Origin of the sequence: Pseudomonas sp. FeS53a, from assembly GCF_000931385.1 — a bacterium.
In the GTDB taxonomy this organism is placed as follows: Bacteria; Pseudomonadota; Gammaproteobacteria; order Pseudomonadales; family Pseudomonadaceae; genus Metapseudomonas; species Metapseudomonas otitidis.
Map to the genome: position 1 here is coordinate 21,849 of NZ_JYFT01000056.1, position 19,087 is coordinate 40,935.

Below are 19,087 nucleotides of genomic sequence, written 5' to 3' on the forward strand. Positions count from 1 at the left end.
GTGACCTCGGTTAGTTCTGCCCCACAGTCGCAACTATGGTGACCTGCTTGTTGTCCGGTATTTCCTGGTAGGCCAGTACGTTCATGGTGGGTACGGCCAACCGGGCGAAGCGCGACATCATGGATCGGATCGGGCCTGCCACCAGGAGGATCGCCGGCTTGCCGAGCATCTCCTGGCGCTGCGCCGCGTCCACCAGGGAACGTTGCAGCTTCTCGGCCATGCCCGGTTCGAGGAGGATGCCGTCCTCCGCGCCCTGACCGGCCTTCTGCATACTGTTCAGCAAAATCTGTTCCAACCTGGGTTCCAGGGTGATCACAGGCAGCTCCGGCTCTAGTCCCACAATGCCTTGGACGATTGCGCGGGAAAGTGCGACGCGGACCGCCGCCACCATCGCGGCGGGATCTTGACTCTTCGGCGCCACGTTCGCGATGGCTTCGGCGATGGTGCGGATGTCGCGTACCGGCACCTGTTCCTGCAACAGGTTCTGCAGCACCTTGAGCAGCGTCGACAGCGACACCAGCCCCGGCACCAGCTCCTCGGCCAGCTTCGGCGAGCTCTTGGCCAGCAGCTGCATCAGTTGCTGCACCTCCTCGTGCCCCAACAGCTCGTGGGCATGCTTGTGCAGGATCTGGTTGAGGTGGGTGGCCACCACCGTGCTCGCATCCACCACCGTGTAGCCCAGGGACTGCGCCTGGTCGCGCTGACTGGCATCGATCCAGACGGCTTCCAGGCCAAACGCCGGATCCTTGGCGGCGATGCCGTTGAGGGTGCCGAACACCTGGCCAGGGTTGATCGCCAACTCGCGATCCGGATACACCTCCGCCTCCGCCACGCTCACCCCCATCAGCGTCAGCCGATAGGCGTTGGGCAGCAGGTCGAGGTTGTCGCGGATGTGTACGGACGGCATGAGGAAGCCCATCTCCTGGGAGAGCTTCTTGCGCACGCCCTTGATCCGCGCCAGCAACTGGCCGCCCTGGTTGCGATCCACCAGCGGGATCAGCCGGTAGCCAACCTCCAGGCCCACCATGTCCACCGGGGTGACGTCGTCCCAACCCAGCTCCTTGGTTTCCTGGGGACGCTGGGCCGGCAGCAGCTCCTGCTGGCGCTGGACTTCCTGGGCGGCCGCTTCCTGGGCCTTCTTCGACTTGTGCCAGATCCACCAGGCGCCGCCAGCGGAAATCGCGCCCAGACCGATGAAGGAGACATGCGGCATGCCCGGCACCAGGCCCATGGCGACCAGGATGGCGGCGGAAACGGCCAGCGCCTTGGGCGAGGTGAACATCTGCCGGTTGACCTGCTGACCCATGTCCTCGGAGCTGGACACGCGGGTCACCATGATCGCGGCGGCGGTCGACAGCAGCAGCGAGGGAATCTGTGCCACCAGGCCGTCACCGATGGTCAGCAGCGAGTAGATGCGCCCGGCATCGCCGAAGGTCAGGCCGTGCTGGACGATACCGATGGCCATGCCGCCAATGAGGTTGATGAACAAGATCAACAGACCGGCGATGGCGTCACCGCGCACGAACTTGCTGGCACCGTCCATGGAACCGTAGAAATCCGCCTCCTGGGACACCTCGGCACGGCGCTTCTTGGCCTCGTTCTGGTCGATCAGACCGGCGTTGAGGTCGGCGTCGATGGCCATCTGCTTGCCGGGCATCGCGTCCAGGGTGAAACGCGCGCTCACTTCGGAAATACGCCCGGCACCCTTGGTGACCACCACGAAGTTGATGATCATCAAGATCGCGAAGATCACCGCACCGACTACGTAGTTGCCGCCGATCACCACCTCGCCGAAGGCCTGGATCACCTTGCCCGCCGCGTCATGCCCATCCTGGCCGTGCAGCAGTACCACGCGGCTGGAGGCCACGTTCAGCGCCAGGCGCAGCAAGGTGGAGACCAGCAGGATGGTGGGAAACACCGCGAAATCCAGCGGGCGCAGCGCATAGACGCTGACCAGCAGGACGACGATGGACAGCGCGATGTTGAACGTGAAGAACACGTCCAGCAGGAAGGGCGGCACCGGCAGGGTCATCATCCCCAGCATCACCAGCACCAGCAGCGGCACCCCCAGGTTGCCCCGGGAGAGGCTGGCGAAGTTGCCGCGCAGGTTGCCCATCAGTTGCGTGCGATCCACATCGAGGTCCTCGAGCACTGGCGGGCAAGCCTGCCCAACCATTCAAAATCTTGACGCGCAAAACCGCGCACAAGCTCTGGTGCAAGAACCCTTCCAACTTCGTGAAACCCTGGCAGAACAGCGCGTTATGTCGACCCGAACGGGCCCGCGCCCTACTCGTCGCGCCGCAGGTCGGCGGGGATGGGCGGCTCGGAAAGCGGCGGCGGTCGCTTGGCCTTGCCGGCACGGAACTGCTTGAGCTGATAGACGTAGGCCAGCACCTGGGCCACCGCCAGGTAGAGGCCGGCCGGAATCTCGTGGTCCAGCTCGGTGGAATAGAACACCGCCCGCGCCAGCGCCGGCGACTCCAGCACGGTGACCTTGTGCTCCTGGGCGATCTCGCGAATTTTCAGCGCGGTGAAGTCGTTGCCCTTGGCCAGCAGCACCGGAGCGGTGCCCTTGGCCGGGTCGTACTTGAGCGCCACGGCGAAGTGGGTCGGGTTGGTAATGACCACGTCGGCCTGGGGCACGGCCGCCATCATGCGGCGCTCGGCCATCTCCCGCTGCATGCGGCGGATGCGCGCCTTGACCTCGGGCTTGCCCTCGGAGTCCTTGTACTCGTCGCGCACTTCCTGCTTGGTCATCATCAGCTTCTGCTTGTTGTCCCAGAGCTGGTAAGGCACGTCGATCCCCGCGATGAGGATCAGCCCGCAGGCCAGCCAGACCGCACTCCAGCCCACCACCTGGACGCTGTGCAGGATGGCCCGGTCCAGCGGCTCGTGGGCGATGGCCAGCAGGTCATCGGCATCCGAGGACAGCACCATCACCGCCACCATCAGCACCAGCGCGAACTTGCCCAAGGCCTTGAGCAGCTCCACCAGCGCGTGAGCGGAAAACATGCGTTTGAGGCCGGAAAGCGGGTTCATCCGGCTGAACTTCGGCCCCATCGCTTCCGGAGAAAACAGCCAGCCCCCCAACGCCACCGGCGCCGCCAGGGAGATGATCAGCAAGGTCACCAGCAGCGGCATGACCGCCGACAGCGCCATCTGCCCGGCATGCAGCAGGAACAGCCCCATGCTGCGCTCGTCCAGCAACACCTCGCGGGAAAAGTCGAAGCTGRTGCGCATCATCTTCATCATCATGTCCGCCCCGCTCTCACTCTCTGCCATGGCGCACCTCGGCAGCAGGCCCGGTTGACCGACCGGGACGGGTAAGGGGTTGAAGGACCATCAGCGCGCCCTCACCAGCTCGCGCAGCAGCTGCAGCGCGTCGGTGGCCAGCACCTGGTACTGGGACAGGATGTCGGCCATGCCGATCCAGATGATCACCAGGCCCATGGCCACGGTGAGCGGGAAACCGATGGAGAAGATATTCAGCTGCGGCGCGGCACGGGTCATCACGCCAAAGGCGATGTTCACCACCAGCAACGCCGTGATCGCCGGCAGTGCCAACAGCAGGCCGGCCCCCAGCACCCAGCCCAGGCGGGTGGCCAGTTCCCAGAAGTGAGCGGCCATCAGCCCCCCGCCCACCGGCAGAGTCACGAAACTCTCGGCCAGCACCTCGAACACCACCAGGTGGCCGTTCATGGCCAGGAACAGCAGCGTCACCAGCATGGTGAAGAACTGGCCGATCACCGGCACCGACACCCCGTTGGTGGGGTCCACCATGGACGCGAAGCCCAGGCCCATCTGCACCGCCAGGATCTGGCCGGCCACCACGAAGGCGTGGAAGAACAGCTGCAGTGCAAACCCCATCACCGCGCCGATCAGCACCTGCTCCAGCACCAGCAGGAAGGCCCGCAGGCTCACGGCATCCACCTCGGGCATCGGTGGCAGATTGGGCGCCAGCACCACGGTGATGGCGAGAGCGAGGTAGAGCCGCACGCGATTCGGCACCAGTTGGGTCCCGAACAGCGGCATGGTCATCAGCAAGGAAGCGATGCGGAACAGCGGCAGCACCAGGCTGGCGATCCAGCCGCCGATCTGCGAGGAGGTCAGCTCCAGCATCTCAGCCGATCAGCATGGGAATGTTGTGGTAGAGCGTGGTGATGTACTCCATCAGCTGGCGGGTCAGCCAGGGGCCGGCCACCATCAGCGTCATCAGCATCACCAGCAGGCGCGGCAGGAAGCTCAGGGTCTGCTCGTTGATCTGGGTCGCAGCCTGGAACATCGCCACGATCAGGCCCACCACCAGGCTCGGCACCACCAGGATCCCGACGATGACGCAGGTCAGCCACAGCGCCTCGCGGAACAGGTCGACGGCAATCTCGGGTGTCATCGCTAGACGCCTCCGAAGCTTCCGGCCAGGGTGCCGATGATCAGCGCCCAGCCATCCACCAGCACGAACAGCATGATCTTGAACGGCAACGAAATGATCAGCGGCGAGAGCATCATCATGCCCATCGCCATCAGTACGCTCGCCACCACCAGGTCGATGATCAGGAACGGGATGAAGATCATGAAGCCGATCTGGAAGGCGGTCTTCAGCTCGGACGTGACGAAGGCCGGCACCAGGATGGTCAAGGGCGTGGCGTCGGCACTGGGAATGTCGGTGCGCTTGGACAACCGCACGAACAGCTCCAGGTCACTGGAGCGGGTCTGCGCCAGCATGAAGTTCTTGACCGGTCCCTCGGCCCGCTTGATCGCCTCCTGGGCCGGCAACTGCCCGTTCAGGTAGGGCTGCAGGGCATCGCGGTTCACCTGGTCGAACACCGGCCCCATGATGAACATCGTCAGGAACAGCGCCATCCCGGTGAGGATCTGGTTCGACGGGGTCTGCTGCAGGCCCAGCGCCTGGCGGAGGATGGAGAAGACGATGATGATCCGGGTGAAGCTGGTCATCAGCATGACGAACGCCGGGATGAAGCTCAGCGCCGTCATGATCAGCAGAATCTGCAGGCTGACCGAATATTCCTGCTGACCCTGCGCGTCGGTAGTCAGGGTGATGGCGGAGACCGACAACGGGTCGTCGGCGCCCAGCGCCAGGGGGGCCGCCACCGCCAGCAGCAGGGCGATCAGGATGCGCCAGAAGGCCATCAGTGCTTGTCCTTGTCCTTGCCCAGCAACTCCATCAGGCGCTGGGCGAATTCGGGTTGGGCGGGTTGCGAATCGGGCAGGTGCACCGGCTCCTTGAGCACGTGCAGCGGGGTGATCCGGCCTGGCGTGAGCCCGAGCAGGACCTGCTCGTTACCCACCTGGACCAGCACCAGCCGGTCCCGCGGGCTGAGGGCCTGGCTGGCGATCAGGCGGATCGCCCGGTCACTGCCGCGCGGCCCCATCTGCTGCACCCGGCGCAGCAGCCAGGCGAGCAGGAAGATCACCCCCACCACCAGCAGCAAGCCCAGGGTGAGCTGACCGAGCTGGGCGGCCACACCGCTGCCGCTGGTCACCGCAGTCGCAGACGCGGCGGTGGCGCTGGCCGCAGCAGGCGCCGGGGCGACCGCTGCCGGCTCGGCGGCCGTGGCCGCCAGCGGGGCGAAGACGAGGGCGAACAGGAGGCGGCTCATGGTCAGCGCAGCTTCTTGATGCGTTCGCTGGGGCTGATCACGTCGGTCAGGCGGATGCCGAACTTCTCGTTCACCACCACCACTTCCCCGTGGGCGATCAGGGTACCGTTGACCAGCACGTCCAGCGGCTCGCCGGCCAGGCGGTCCAGCTCGATCACCGAGCCCTGGTTCAACTGCAACAGGTTGCGGATGGTGATGTCGGTATTGCCCACTTCCATGGAGATGGACACGGGAATGTCGAGGATCACATCCAGGTTCGGGCCATCCAGGCTCACCGGCGCGTTGGAGCGCGGTACGCTGCCGAACTCTTCCATGGGCGCACGGGGGTTGGCGGCAGGGGCCTCGGGGGCTGCGCCCTGGTTCATCAGCGCGTCGATATCGTCCTGGCCGGGGCTCTCGCCGGCCTCCGCCAGCGCGGCAGCCCACTCGTCGGCGAGCGCCTGTTCCTCGGGCGTGGTGTTTTCTTCGTCTGCCATCTCGACCTCGTCGGCTTACGTAATGAGAGCGACCGTCAGCGGGGACGGTCGATGGGATCCAGTATCTGCAGCGACAGGTTGCCCTTGTGGGCCCCCAGCTTGACCTTGAAGGCCGGCACGCCGTTGGCGCGCATGATCATGTACTCGGGCATGTCCACCGGGATCACGTCCCCGGGCTGCATGTGCAGGATGTCCCGCAGGCGCAGCTGGCGGCGCACCACGGTGGCGCCCACCGGCACGCTGACGTCGAGGATGTCCTCGCGCAGGGCCTTGATCCAGCGCTCGTCCTGATCGTCGACATCCGACTGGAAGCCGGCATCGAGCATCTCGCGGATCGGCTCGATCATCGAATAGGGCATGGTGATGTGCAGGTCGCCGCCACCGCCGTCCAGCTCGATGTGGAAGGTGGAAACCACCACCACTTCACTGGGGCTGACAATGTTGGCGAGTGCCGGGTTCACCTCCGAGTTGATGTACTCGAAGTGCACGTCCATCACCGCGTGCCAGGCCTCCTTCAGGTCGATGAAGGCCTGGTCGAGGACCATGCGAACCACCCGCAGCTCGGTGGGGGTGAATTCGCGGCCTTCGATCTTGGCGTGGCGGCCATCGCCCCCGAAGAAGTTGTCCACCAGCTTGAACACCAGCTTGGCGTCGAGGATGAACAGCCCGGTGCCGCGCAGCGGCTTCATCTTCACCAGGTTGAGGCTGGTGGGAACGTAGAGGGAATGCACGTACTCGCCGAACTTCATCACCTGCACACCGCCCACCGCGACGTCCGCGGAGCGGCGCAACAGGTTGAACATGCTGATGCGGGTGTAGCGGGCGAAGCGCTCGTTGATCATCTCGAGGGTGGGCATGCGCCCACGGACGATCCGGTCCTGGCTGGTCAGGTCATAGCTTTTGACACTGCCAGGCTCGACGTCGCTTTCGGTCTCAACGAGGCCATCGTCGACGCCGTGCAGCAGGGCATCGATCTCGTCCTGGGAAAGGAGGTCTTGTACGGCCATGGTTGAACCCGCCTACTGCAATACGAAGTTGGTGAACAGGACCTGCTCGATCACGACCTTGCCGGTTTCCTGCTTGGCCAGTTCCTGGACGGTCGCCGTGGCCTGCTGGCGAAGCATTTCCTTGCCCACGGCAGTCACGAGATTGTCGAAGTTCTGGCCAGAGAACAGCATGACGAGCTTGTTGCGCAGCACCGGCATGTGGACTTTCAGGGCATCCATCTCGCCCTTGTCACGGGCCATCAGCGCCACGCTGACCTGCATGTAGCGCTGCCGCCCGTTCTGGTTGAAATTGACCACGAAGGCAGGGGCCAGCGGCTCGTAGATGGCCGGCTGCTTGACCGGAGCGGCGTGCTCGGCGGCTGCCTCCTCCTTCTTGCCCTCGTCCTTCTTGTCCCCGCCCTTGCTGAGGAAAAACCAGGTGGCCCCGACGGAAAGCCCGATCGCCAGCAACAGCGCTACCACGATCAGGATGATCAGTTTGAGCTTGCTCTTGCCCGCCGGTTTCTCTTCCCCGGCCGCTGCTTCTTTCTTCGCCATGCCAATATTCCGTCGCTGAGCGGCTTTCCGTCCGCATTCAATGGGTTGTGAGCAAGTGCTATGCCAGGCTCTCAACAATCGCGCTGGGTATACCAGTGTCGCCCGCGCCTGTCATCCAAGAAAAAGCGCCCGGTACGTTCTCGTACCGGGCGCTCTAAGTCTAGAACAGGACGGCGTCGGCTCGACGGATCAGGCGTAGTAATCCACCAGCCCCCGGGCGACGCCGGCCGCAGCAGGTCGCAGCTCACTGACGCCAGCCAGCGTCTCGTCATCGCCGGAACCGCCCAGCAAGCCGCCATTGCCATTGCCGCCGCCACGACGCTCACCGTCGCCGCCCTGCTGGCCTTGCCAGCTGCGCGCCAGGGACTGGTCGGAGACGTTGACGTCGAGCTGGGTCATGCCCTGCTGGTTGAACATGTCGCGCAGGCGGTGCATCTGCCCCTCCAGCGCGTCCCGCACGCCGGCGTTGGGGCTGGCGAAAGTGACCTGGGTCTGGTCCTGGTTCATGTGGATGCGCACCTCCAGCCGCCCCAGTTCCTGCGGGTCGAGCTGGATCTCGGCAGACTTCAGGTTCTGGCTGGACAACCACATCACCCGGTCCACCACCGCCTCGCTCCAGCCGTTCTGGTTGATGGCCACTGGCTGGCCGGGCACGACGGCCGGGGCACGCTGGGCCATGGCCGATTGCTGGGTCACGGCCTGGTTGAGGGCATTCAGGCGGCTGTCCAGCACCTCGCTGCGGATCTCCGCCTTGTTCTCGCCCAGCCCCTGGGCCAGTTGTTCGGAGAACTCGCCGGCCGGCAACTCGACCTCGGGCGGCGTCTCGCTCACGTCGGCGTTCTTCTCGGAGAAGGCTGCCATGGCGCTGGCGAAGTTATGACTGCCGCTGGCGGAATTCTGGCTGTTCACCGTGGTAGTGGTGGCCGCCTGGACCGGGTCGCCCTCAGTGCTGGCCTGCAGTGTCTGGGGCAGACCGACGACCCCCTGGAGCGGGTCGGCCTCCTCTGCCGCAGGCTGGGTTGCCTGGGTCTGGGGCGTCGTGGCCAGTGGCGTGGTGACCACCAGCGCCGGCACCTCGGGCTGCACCTCCGCCGGCTGTACCTGCGGCTCGGTGGGCACCGGCGGCGTCTGGCCGTTCATGGCCATCAGCAGCAGCGGATCGAGCGTCGAACTGCCGTCGCTGGACGTGGTATCCGTCGAATCGTCGCAGGTGGTGGTGGCGGCTGCATCCGACGGCAAGGCGTTGCCGCTATCGGCAACGGTGGTCGGCTTGTCTGCCGGCGCGGCAGCCGGTTTGTCGGCCGGCTCGTCACTCTTGCGGTTGTCGGCAGGCTTGTCCCGGGCCTGCTTGGGCGCGGGTTCACTTCGTTCTGCAGGCTTGGCTTGCCGTTCCTTCGCATACATCTGGGCGAAGCTGGGAGCCCCGCTGTTGCTGGGCTCGGGCGTCCGCACCTGGGACTTTGCCGCCTGAAAGTTCGGCTTCACCTCAGGCTTGGCCTGCAGAAGCATATCGGGGGCAACGGGCATGGGCACTCTCCGCTGGGGGTTGGATTCGTGCCTGGGAGATTGCAAGTGACGGGCCAAGTCCGCCGTCAGAGGCGATAACGCTGCCGCTCGGAGCGCATGAGGATGCGCACGATGGCGAATTCACGCTCGATCTGTTCCACCAGCGAGGGCGCCTCGTCGAGTTGCTCACGACGTCCGGCTTCTTCCAATTGCTTGCACAGCGACGACAGCAGAGGTGCCCCCATGTTGCTGCAGCTGCCCTTGAAGCTGTGGGCAGCCAGGCGCAATCCCTGGGCATCGCCCTGGTCGCAGGCCTGGTGCAGCAGGCGCAGGCGCTCCTCGGAGTCCACCAGGAAGGTGTCCAGCAGGACGGGATACTCGTCCTCCATCACCTCCCGCAAGGCAGCGAGCACAGTGGTATCGATATGCAGATCGGACAACCCGGTTACCCCCGGCAGAACACAATGAACATCAGGATGGGCGCGGCCAGACGAACTCCACGCGAATGCCCTTGCCATCCTCCGGCAAGTCGCAGCGTGCGGCAAGCTGCCTGACGAGATTCAGGCCGCGCCCGCTGAGCAGCACCTTGCCGTCCTGGGCGGCAGGCAGTTGCCGTGCGTCGAATCCCTTGCCGCTGTCCTCCACCTGGATACGCAGACGCCCTCCCTCCCCCTCAGGCATCAGCGCGAGGTGGATGCGTACATGCCCCTCCTCCAGCCGCTCCAGGCGGGCGCTGCGCTCGCGGTAGTACTCGGCGAACCCCTTGGCATCTCGCTTGAGGGCGGAGTCCAGCCCCAGCACGCCGTGCTCCAGGGCATTGGAATACAGCTCCGCCAGCACGGTGTAGAGCGCACCGCCCTGCTCCCTCAGCCCCTGCACCTCCAACAGCAACTGCAACAGGAACGGCAACGGGTTGAAGCGCTTGAGCGTCTGGGCGCGGAACTCGAAGCTGGCCGACCAGTCCAGGGGGCTGAGCTGGCCACTGTCGGTGAAGTCCAGTTGCGGCCATTGCTCCAGGCCATCCACCACGCCCACTTCGATCATGCTGACGTCGTCCTGGGCTTCGCCACGGAACGCCGTGAGGGATTGCTGGATGGCGTCGAACAGGTGCTCGGAACGCCCACAGCGGGCGAACACCTCCTTCAGCCGCTCGTCGCCGTACAGCTCTCCGGCTTCGTTGCGCGTTTCCAGCACCCCATCGGACCAGAGGAAGATGCGATCCCCCAGCTCCACCGGATAGACCTCGTAGGTGGCATCGAACACCGCCGGGTCCAGGACCCCCAGCGGCAGGTGCCGCGATACCAGCGGCACCACGCTGCCATCGGCGCCGCGACGCAGGTAACCCTCCGGCAGGCCGCCATTCCACACCTCCAGCAGCCGCTGCTGGAAATTGAGGTTGAGCAGCGTCGCGCAACAGAACACGCCCACCGGCAGGATGCGCTTCAGCTTGGCGTTCATCTCCCGGAGGATGTCGGACATGGCATAGCCCTTGGCCGTCATGCCGTAGAACACCTCGGCCAGGGGCATCGCCCCGATGGCCGCTGGCAGCCCATGGCCGGTGAAGTCCCCCAGCAGCACATGCATGCCGCCGGAGGGTTTGAAGGCGGCCAGCAACAGGTCACCGTTGAACAGCGCATAGGGCGACTGCAGGTAGCGGATATTGGAGGCCTTGAGGCAGCCGGAGTGGGCCACCTTGTCGAACACCGCCTTGGCCACCCGCTGCTCGGTGAGCAGGTGCTCATGGTGCCGAGCGATCAGGTCGCGCTGGTGCAGCACCGTCTCCTGCAGGCGGCGCAGGCGGTCCATGGCGTTGATCTTGGCTTCGAGGATGACCCGGTTGTAGGGCTTGGCGAGGAAGTCGTCGCCGCCGGCCTCCAGGCAGCGTACGAGGGCTTCGTTCTCGGTCAGGGAGGTGAGGAAGATGATCGGGACCAGCTCCTCCCCAGCCAATTGCTTGATGCGCCGCGCGGCTTCGAAGCCGTCCATCTCCGGCATCAGCGCGTCCATCAGCACCAGGTTCGGCCGCTCCTGCTGGAACAGCGCCACCGCCTCCACGCCGTTGCCGGCAGTCAGGGCGCGGTGCCCCTGGCGACTGACGATGGTGGACAGCAGCATGCGGTCGGCCGCGTTGTCCTCGGCGATGAGGATCGACAGACGGCCGGGCACGGGCACGGGCACCTCAGGCAATCTGGAACAGCTGCTCGAAGTTGGAAATGGCGAGGATCTTGCGGACGTCCGGGTTGCAGTTGGCCAGGCGGATCTGGGCGCTGTCGCCCCCCGCGTGGTCACGCAGCAGCAGGAGCATGCCGAGGGCAGAGCTGTCGAGGTAGGTGGTGCCCTTCAGGTCGACGACATAGCGCTTGGGGGAAATGTTGACGCGCTCGTAGGCGTCGCGAAATTCCTGGTGGGCCCCGAAATCGAAACGTCCCTGAATGACGATGGTCAACTCTTGCCCGTCGCTCGAAGGCAGCGAGGTGATGGCCATGCAAGACTCCTTGGTCAGATGAAAAGGCGCGTGCTGAGAAGATTTAGCACCCGCCAGGGACCTCGGCAACCTGCGTCTTACTCCTGTCCGGGACGATTCAGACGCTGGGAGAGTTCATCCAGCAGGCGTTGCTCACGCTTGTCCTCTGCCAGCCGGGCCTCGTCACGGTAGCGCTGCACCAGCTTTTTCAGGCCCTCCAGCCGCGCGTAGCGTTGCTGCCAGGTGTCCCGCGCACGGTTCAGGTTCTCCCGGTGCCAGGCCACGCTCTGGTTCTGCTGGCTCACCGCCGCCTCCAATTGCGAAAGGAAACGCTGGTAGTTGGTCAGCCATTGGCCACTGACGCCCTGGCTGCCCTGGGTGATCCACTGCTGCTGGTAGTCGCCCCGGTAGCGCTCGAGGTCGCCAAGCTTGCCCTCGGCCTGGGCCAGCTGGGCCTGGCACTGGCCCATCAGCCGCGCGGCTTCGCGCTCGGCCTTCTGGGCCATCTCCACCACCGGCGCAAGGCGCGCCGCCCGGTCATTGGCCATCGTTCATCAACCCGCGTTGCCGTTGGCCAGTACGCCCCCCAGGCGCATGACGCTGCTGGCCAGCGGCTCGCTCTCGTCCAGGCCCTGCTGGAGGAAGGCCGCCATGGCGGGCTGGCGGGCGATGGCCAGGTCGGTGTCCGGGTCGCCACCGGCGACGTAGGCGCCGACGCTGATGAGATCGCGGCTCTGCTGGTAGCGCGACCACAGCTGCTTGAAGCGCTGGGCCATCTTCAGGTGCTCGGGGCTGACCACCTGGGGCATGACCCGGCTGATGGACGCCTCGATGTCGATGGCCGGGTAGTGACCCTCCTCCGCCAGCCGGCGCGACAGCACGAAGTGCCCGTCGAGCACGCCCCGCGCGGAGTCGGCGATGGGGTCCTGCTGGTCGTCGCCCTCGGAGAGCACGGTGTAGAAGGCGGTGATGGAGCCGCCGCCCTTCTCGCCATTGCCGGCGCGCTCCACCAGCTTGGGCAGCTTCGCGAAGACCGACGGCGGATAGCCCTTGGTGGCCGGCGGCTCGCCGATGGCCAGGGCGATCTCCCGCTGGGCCTGGGCGAAGCGGGTCAGGGAATCCATCAGCAGCAGGACGTTCTTGCCCTTGTCGCGGAAGTATTCGGCGATGCGGGTGCAATACATGGCGGCGCGAAGACGCATCAGCGGCGCATCGTCGGCGGGTGATGCCACCACCACCGAGCGCTTGAGCCCCTCCTCGCCGAGGATGTGCTCGATGAATTCCTTCACCTCGCGGCCCCGTTCGCCGATCAGGCCGACCACGATGATCTCCGCCTCGGTGAAGCGGGTCATCATGCCCAGCAGCACCGACTTGCCGACGCCGGTGCCGGCGAACAGGCCCAGGCGCTGGCCGCGACCGACGGTGAGCAGGCCGTTGATGGAGCGGATGCCGACATCCAGGGGAACGGAAATGGGGTCGCGGTTCAGCGGATTGATCACCGGGCCGTCCATCGCCACCCAGTCTTCGGCCTTCATCCCGCCCTTGCCGTCCAGCGCGCGGCCGGCGCCATCCAGCACCCGACCGAGCATGGACATGCCCATGGGCAGGCGACCGGTATCCGGCAGGGGCACGACCCGCGCACCGGGCGCGATGCCGGCCAGGCTGCCCACCGGCATCAGGTACAGCTTGCCGCTGGCGAAGCCCATGACTTCAGCCTCGACCTGCACGGGGTGGTAGCTGTCGTCGTTGATCACCAGGCAGCGGCTACCGATGGCCGCGCGCAGGCCCTCGGCCTCCAGGGTCAGGCCAACCATGCGCAGCAGGCGACCCTCCACCACGGGCTGGTTGGGTAGGCTGACCGCGTCGGCATACCCGGCCAGGCGGCGGGCAAAGCTGACCCGATCAAGACGCATGGCCGTCCTCAAGGTCGATGGACAGGTCGGCAGCCGGCGGGTGCACCTTCTGGTCCCGCTGCTGGTCGAAGAGCTGCTTGAGGGCCTGGGCCAGGCGGGTTTCCACGCTGGCATCGATGCGGCTGTGCTCGGTCTCGATCCGGCAACCGCCGGGCAGCAGGCCATCGTCTTCGAGGATGCGCCAGGATTCCTCATGGCGCTCGCGCAGGGCCTTCACCAGTTCGAAGTCCTGCGGGTTGACGTGGATGCGCACGTTGCTCGCGCCCATGGGCAGCAGCTTGAGGGCTTCCCGCAGGATGTGGCGCAGCTGGGAGGAGTCGGTGGACAGCTCGCGCTGCACCACCTGCCGGGCCATGTGCCCCACCAGGTGGATGACGGCCTCTTCCAGCTGCTGGTCCTGCTCGGCGATGGGGTCCATCAGTTGCCCCATCAATTGCTCCAGCGCGTCGAGGCGGGCATTGAGCACGACCTCCGCCTCCTGCTTGGCCTTGAGCTGGCCGGCGTGGAAGCCGTCCTTCTCGCCGGTGGCGAAGCCTTCGTTGTAGGCGTCCTGGCGGATCGCCTCCAGCTCCTCCAGCGTCAGCGGCTTGACGTCTTCCGGCGGGACCTCTTCGATCGTCTCCAGCCCCGGCTCCGGCGCTGCCTCGTCGATGGGCGCGGCAGGCTCCTCGCTCGGCACCGGTTCCGGCTCGACCGCGGGTGCCGGCACTTCCGGGTCGAAGCTGGGCAACGACCAGCGGTCGAATGCATTGATGTCCTTGGCGCGGATCAGCTCGCTCTGCGCATCCTTGTTGGCCATGGAATGCGCCTCAGATCATTTCTTCGCCGCCCTTGCCACCGAGGACGATCTCCCCGGCTTCGGCCATCCGGCGGGCGATGGTGAGGATTTCCTTCTGTGCCGCTTCCACGTCGCTGACGCGCACCGGGCCCTTGGCCTCGAGGTCGTCGCGCAGCAGTTCGGCGGCACGCTTGGACATGTTCTTGAAGACCTTTTCCTTGATCGCGTCGTCGGCGCCCTTGAGCGCCACCACCAGCACCTCGGAGGACACTTCGCGCATGAGCGCCTGGATACCCCGGTCGTCCACGTCGGCCAGGTTGTCGAAGACGAACATGAGGTCTTCGATCTGTCCGGACAGGTCGGCGTCCACTTCGCGGATGGAGTCCATAAGCGCGCCTTCGACCGAGCTGTCGAGGTAGTTCATGATGTCCGCCGCACGCTTGACGCCGCCCATGGTGGTACGGGTCGAGCTGGCGTTGCCGGCGAACTGCTTCTCGAGGATCAGGTTCAGTTCCTTCAACGCGGACGGCTGCACGGTGTTGAGGGACGACACCCGCAGGATGATGTCGAGGCGGACCTTGTGGTCGAAGTGGCTGAGCACTTCACCGGCCTGGTCGGGGTCGAGGTAGGCGACGACGATGGCCTGGATCTGCGGGTGCTCGTAGCGGATCACGTCGGCCACGGCGCGCGGCTCCATCCACTTCAGGCTGTCCAGGCCGCTGGTGCTGCCGCCCAGCAGGATGCGGTCGATGAGGTTGTTCGCCTTGTCCTCGCCCAGGGCCTGGGTGAGCATCTTGCGGATGTAGCCGTCGGCACCGACGCCCAGGCTGGTCTGGTCGCCGACAATCTCGACGAACTCGCCCATCACCTGCTCCACCTGCTCGCGGTGGACGTTGCGCATCTGCGCCATGGCCACGCCGACCTTCTGGACCTCCTTCGGGCCCATGTGGCGCAGCACTTGTGCGGCATCGGTCTCGCCAAGGGACAGGAGCAGGATGGCTGCCTTGTCCACCTTGGTCAGCTTGGCTGGGGGGCGATTGTCACTCATCGGAGTTGATCCACTCTTTGACTACCAGGGCCACGCGACCCGGGTCTTCAGCCACCAGGCTCTTGATCGCGTTCAGTTGCGCATCATACCCCTCGCTCGGGCTGGGCAGGAGGATGCTCTGCGGTCCGCCGAGGCTGACCCGATCATCGGCCAGCTCACCAGACAGCCCACCACCCAATTCGCCCAGCTCGCGCTCGGCCGCCAGGGCTGCCTCGCGTTCCTTGTCCTTGGCGCCGGAGATGTTGTTCAGCACCGGACGCAGCACGAACCACACCAGGATCAGGATCAGCAGCGCCGGGAACAGCTGCTTCAGCGCGGACGTCAGCATCTGGAACCAGACCTGCTCGTACCACGGCAGTTCGATCACATCGTCCTGGCCGCCGAGGAACGGCGTGTTGATCACGCTGACGCTGTCGCCACGGCTGGCGTCGAAGCCCACTGCGTCCTGCACCAGGCGGGTGAAGCGAGCCAGCTCGTCAGCTGTCCAGGGCACGTGGGTGGTCTCGCCCTGAGCGTTAACCTTGACCTGGTCGTCCAGCACCACCGCCACGGACAGGCGGCGCAGGCGGCCTTGCTGCTGCTTGGTGTAGCTCACCGAGCGGTCCAGCTCGTAGTTGCGGGTGCTCTGGTCGCGCTTGTCGGTCGGGTACGGCGCCAGCAGCGGCTTGCCGGTGGCCTGGTCGATGATCTGCTGGCCGTTGTCGTCGAGGATCGGCTGGCCGGGCTGCACGCCGGGGGCTGCAGCGGCGGTGGCTTGTTGCGGGGCATTGGCCGGGCCGGGGGGCTGGTTGGACAGCGCACCGGGCACGCCCTGGGGCCCGGAACCCGCCTGGCGCTCCTCGGCGAGCTTCTGCTCGCTGCGCAGGGCCGGCTGGTCGGGGTTGAACATTTCGGAGGTGGATTCGACAGCGCTGAAGTCGACGTCTGCCGACACCTCGGCCTTGTAGCGGCCACTGCCCAGCACCGGCTGCAGGATGCTGTGCACACGCTGGGTGAACAGGCTCTCCATCCGGCGGGTGTAGTCGTACTGCTTGCCCGCCATGGTCAGCTCGGACAGCTCCTGCTGGTCGGACAGCAGGGTGCCCTTCTGGTCGACCACGGTGACCTGGCCTTTCTCCAGTTCGGGAACGCTGGTGGCCACCAGGTTGACGATGGCCATCACCTGGCTCGGCTCGAGATTACGGCCCGGGTACAGCTCAACCAGCACGGAGGCGCTGGGCTTGCGCTCATCGCGGACGAATACCGAGCTTTTCGGGATGGCCAGATGGACGCGCGCGCCCTTGACGTTGTTCAGGCTGGAGATGGTGCGAGCCAGCTCGCCTTCCAGGCCCCGGCGGTAGCGGGTGGCCTCCATGAACTGGCTGGTGCCCAGGCCCTGGTCCTTGTCGAGGATCTCGAAGCCGACGTTGCCGTCGCTGGGGGCGAGGCCGGCGCCAGCGAGCTTGATGCGCGCGCGCGCCACATCGTCCGCCTTGACCAGCAGCGCGCCGGAGTTGGGCTCAATCTTGTAGGGAATGTCGGCGCCGTTCAGCGTCTCCATCACCTGGTTCGCGTCCATGCCGGTGAGGCTGCCATACAGCGGGCGGTAGTCCGGCTGCTGGGACCAGAGCACCACGGCGAAGCCGATGGCGACACTGGCGGCCAGGCCGACCATGAGGCCGATCTGGCGCAGCATGGTCATCTGCGACAGGTTTTCCAGGAAGGCCAGTCCGAACAGGGGCTTCTTCTCACCCGGCTCGGTGGAGGGTGCCGGTACGTTGGCGGTTGCTGCGTCTGCCATTTCTCACCTCACCCCTTAAACCGGCATCTGCATGATGTCTTGGTAGGCCTGGACCAGCTTGTTGCGCACCTGGGTCAAAGCCTGGAAGGAAACGCTGGCCTTCTGCGAAGCGATCATCACGTCGGTGATGTCGACGCCGCTCTTGCCCACCTCGAAGGCGGTGGCCAACTGACTGGACGCCTGCTGGACCTCGTTCACCTTGTTCACAGCCTGGCCGAGCATGTCGGAAAAGCTCGGCACCGCCGCAGCCTCGGGCGCAGCTTGGGTGGTGGGTTTGGGTCGTGCCATCGCCTCCATCTGCATGGAGCGCATTTCCAGCATCAGGCGATTGAATTCGACACCCTGGCTCATCACATTCCTCCGCGGCCGCAGATTTTTGACGCAGGAGCGGCCTTTGAAAGGGTATTAGCAACAAGGGTGCCAGAAGTGGCGAAGGCGCTTGGGAAGGGACTGAAACGCAGGCAAAACAAAGGGTTGGCGCTGCCCTGTCAGGCTGGCCAACCCGGTGATCAACGCGCAGGCAGACGCGGAGCCCGTGTCAGCTGGCGTAGAGGTAGGCCTCGACGTCCATGCCGGCATCGCGCATCTGCGCCAGCTTGTAGCGCAGGGTCCGGGGACTGATGCCGAGCCGCTCGGCCGCCTCCTTGCGACGCCCCCGCTCCAGGCGCAGCGTCTCGATGATCATCTGGAACTCATGGCGGCGCAGGTCCTCACCCAGCGCGCTGGCAGCGTCGACCACAACCGGCGGAGTAGCGACTGGCGGCGCAGCGGAGACCGGTACGGACGACACAATCGGCTGCGGCGCCAAAGAACCGACACCCATGCCGATGGGTGCATCCAGGCACAGGTCGTGGGGTTGGACGATGCCGCCCTGCTGGAGAATCAGCGCCCGCTGGATGGCGTTGTCCAGCTCCCGCACGTTGCCCGGCCAGGGATGGCGCAACAGCGCATCGCGTGCCTCGCGGGAGAGGCTGACAGGGGCGTGGTTCATCTTGCGTACGTGCTTGGCCAGCAGGCGCTCGGCCAGGGGCAGGATGTCCGCCGGGCGCTCGCGCAAGGCGCGCCAGGCCAGGGGGAAGACCGAGAGCCGGTAGTAGAGGTCTTCACGGAAACGTCCGGCCGCCACCTCTCCCGCCAGGTCGCGGTTGGTGGTGGCGAGCACGCGAATATCCAGTTCGATGGGCTTGCGCGCACCAACGCGCTCCACCTCACGCTCCTGCAGCACCCGCAGGAGCTTGGCCTGCAGCGCCAGTGGCATTTCGGAAATCTCGTCCAGCAGGATGGTGCCGCCATTGGCCAGCTCGAACTTGCCGGGCTGGGCAGCGATGGCACCAGTGAACGCCCCTTTCTCGTGACCGAAGAGCGTGGCTTCCAGCATGTTGTCCGGGATGGCCGCGCAGTTGATGGCGATGAAGGGCTTGTCCGCACGGGATGACTGCAGATGGATGTAGCGCGCCAGGACCTCCTTGCCGGTGCCGGACTCGCCGGAGATCAGCACGGTGGAGTCGCTGCGGGCGACCCGGGCCGCCAGCTCCAGCAGCTGGCGACTGGCCGGGTCCTCGGCAATGGGGCCTTCGGCTTCGCCACGGGGGACATGGCCCAGGGCATGGCGCCCGACCAGGTCCAGCAGCACGCGAGGTTCGAAGGGCTTGACCAGGTAATCCGCCGCGCCCTGGCGGATCGCATCCACGGCACGTTCGACGGCGCCGTAGGCGGTCATCAGCAGGACGGGGAGCTGCGGATAGCGGGTGCGGATCAGGGCCAGCAACTGGTGCCCATCCATGCCCGGCATGTTCACGTCGCTGATGACCATGCCGAAGGGCTCCTCGCCCAGGGCTACCAGGGCGGCCTCGGCGCAATCGGCCTCACGGTAGGCGTAGCCGCCGAGGGCCAAGGTATCGGCCAGGGCTTCGCGCAGGGCGCGGTCGTCTTCGACTAGCAGGATCTTGACGGTCATGGA

19 protein-coding genes and 1 pseudogene are annotated in these 19,087 nt (G+C 65.9%); all 20 read right to left on the reverse strand.

All coding sequences use genetic code 11. From position 1 onward, the window contains the following. Window positions 1–10: 10 nt before the first annotated feature. Window positions 11–2,134, reverse strand: coding sequence for a flagellar biosynthesis protein FlhA (flhA, locus tag SZ55_RS15915; RefSeq protein ID WP_044408893.1), 2,124 nt, complete (start codon window positions 2,132–2,134; stop codon window positions 11–13). A gap of 152 nt (window positions 2,135–2,286) precedes the next feature. Beyond that, window positions 2,287–3,261 (reverse strand): annotated as a pseudogene (gene flhB, locus SZ55_RS28100) (flagellar biosynthesis protein FlhB); the annotation flags it as partial. 81 nt (window positions 3,262–3,342) lie between these two features. Continuing rightward, the gene (gene fliR / locus SZ55_RS28105) at window positions 3,343–4,119 is read right to left on the reverse strand and encodes a flagellar biosynthetic protein FliR (protein ID WP_044408114.1); all 777 of its coding nucleotides are present in this window, start codon (window positions 4,117–4,119) and stop codon (window positions 3,343–3,345) included. A 1-nt stretch (window position 4,120) separates the two neighbouring features. Further along, window positions 4,121–4,390 (reverse strand): flagellar biosynthesis protein FliQ, encoded by a 270-nt coding sequence (gene fliQ / locus SZ55_RS15930; protein ID WP_044408117.1) that lies wholly within the window; start codon window positions 4,388–4,390, stop codon window positions 4,121–4,123. A 2-nt stretch (window positions 4,391–4,392) separates the two neighbouring features. After that, window positions 4,393–5,148, reverse strand: coding sequence for a flagellar type III secretion system pore protein FliP (gene fliP, locus SZ55_RS15935; RefSeq protein WP_044408120.1), 756 nt, complete (start codon window positions 5,146–5,148; stop codon window positions 4,393–4,395). Further along, window positions 5,148–5,618, reverse strand: coding sequence for a flagellar biosynthetic protein FliO (fliO, locus tag SZ55_RS15940; RefSeq protein ID WP_044408123.1), 471 nt, complete (start codon window positions 5,616–5,618; stop codon window positions 5,148–5,150). Before fliO ends, fliP begins: the two co-directional genes overlap by 1 nt. Before the next feature lie 2 nt (window positions 5,619–5,620). Beyond that, window positions 5,621–6,094, reverse strand: a complete 474-nt coding sequence (gene fliN / locus SZ55_RS15945) for a flagellar motor switch protein FliN (RefSeq protein ID WP_044408125.1) — start codon at window positions 6,092–6,094, stop codon at window positions 5,621–5,623. A 35-nt stretch (window positions 6,095–6,129) separates the two neighbouring features. Next, a complete protein-coding gene (gene fliM, locus SZ55_RS15950; RefSeq protein ID WP_044408128.1) occupies window positions 6,130–7,101 on the reverse strand; it encodes a flagellar motor switch protein FliM in 972 nt (323 codons plus the stop codon). A 12-nt stretch (window positions 7,102–7,113) separates the two neighbouring features. Further along, window positions 7,114–7,638, reverse strand: a complete 525-nt coding sequence (gene fliL, locus SZ55_RS15955) for a flagellar basal body-associated protein FliL (RefSeq protein ID WP_044408131.1) — start codon at window positions 7,636–7,638, stop codon at window positions 7,114–7,116. 189 nt (window positions 7,639–7,827) lie between these two features. After that, window positions 7,828–9,165: a flagellar hook-length control protein FliK gene (locus SZ55_RS15960; protein ID WP_044408133.1), complete on the reverse strand. Its 1,338-nt coding sequence runs from the start codon at window positions 9,163–9,165 to the stop codon at window positions 7,828–7,830. Window positions 9,166–9,230: 65 nt separating this feature from the next. Next, window positions 9,231–9,584: an Hpt domain-containing protein gene (locus SZ55_RS15965; RefSeq protein ID WP_044408135.1), complete on the reverse strand. Its 354-nt coding sequence runs from the start codon at window positions 9,582–9,584 to the stop codon at window positions 9,231–9,233. Between the two features lie 31 nt (window positions 9,585–9,615). Next, window positions 9,616–11,310, reverse strand: a complete 1,695-nt coding sequence (locus tag SZ55_RS15970; RefSeq protein WP_082078273.1) for a fused response regulator/phosphatase — start codon at window positions 11,308–11,310, stop codon at window positions 9,616–9,618. A gap of 13 nt (window positions 11,311–11,323) precedes the next feature. Continuing rightward, complete coding sequence (locus SZ55_RS15975) at window positions 11,324–11,629, reverse strand: STAS domain-containing protein (RefSeq protein WP_044408138.1); 306 nt, start codon at window positions 11,627–11,629, stop codon at window positions 11,324–11,326. Window positions 11,630–11,706: 77 nt separating this feature from the next. Next, entirely contained in the window at window positions 11,707–12,156 is a 450-nt protein-coding gene (gene fliJ, locus SZ55_RS15980; protein WP_044408141.1) for a flagellar export protein FliJ, read from the reverse strand. Window positions 12,157–12,162: 6 nt separating this feature from the next. Next, window positions 12,163–13,521: a flagellar protein export ATPase FliI gene (fliI, locus tag SZ55_RS15985; RefSeq protein ID WP_044408144.1), complete on the reverse strand. Its 1,359-nt coding sequence runs from the start codon at window positions 13,519–13,521 to the stop codon at window positions 12,163–12,165. Continuing rightward, entirely contained in the window at window positions 13,511–14,320 is an 810-nt protein-coding gene (gene fliH, locus SZ55_RS15990) for a flagellar assembly protein FliH (protein WP_044408147.1), read from the reverse strand. The genes fliI and fliH overlap by 11 nt, the downstream gene beginning before the upstream one ends. Window positions 14,321–14,330: 10 nt before the next feature. Continuing rightward, the gene (gene fliG, locus SZ55_RS15995) at window positions 14,331–15,347 is read right to left on the reverse strand and encodes a flagellar motor switch protein FliG (RefSeq protein WP_044408149.1); all 1,017 of its coding nucleotides are present in this window, start codon (window positions 15,345–15,347) and stop codon (window positions 14,331–14,333) included. Continuing rightward, window positions 15,340–17,127 carry a flagellar basal-body MS-ring/collar protein FliF gene (gene fliF, locus SZ55_RS16000; protein ID WP_044408152.1) on the reverse strand — a complete coding sequence of 596 codons (1,788 nt, stop codon included), beginning with the start codon at window positions 17,125–17,127 and terminating at the stop codon, window positions 15,340–15,342. Before fliF ends, fliG begins: the two co-directional genes overlap by 8 nt. 15 nt (window positions 17,128–17,142) lie before the next feature. Beyond that, complete coding sequence (fliE, locus tag SZ55_RS16005) at window positions 17,143–17,478, reverse strand: flagellar hook-basal body complex protein FliE (RefSeq protein WP_044408155.1); 336 nt, start codon at window positions 17,476–17,478, stop codon at window positions 17,143–17,145. A gap of 187 nt (window positions 17,479–17,665) precedes the next feature. Beyond that, window positions 17,666–19,084, reverse strand: coding sequence for a sigma-54-dependent transcriptional regulator (locus SZ55_RS16010; RefSeq protein ID WP_044408158.1), 1,419 nt, complete (start codon window positions 19,082–19,084; stop codon window positions 17,666–17,668). Window positions 19,085–19,087 lie beyond the last annotated feature (3 nt).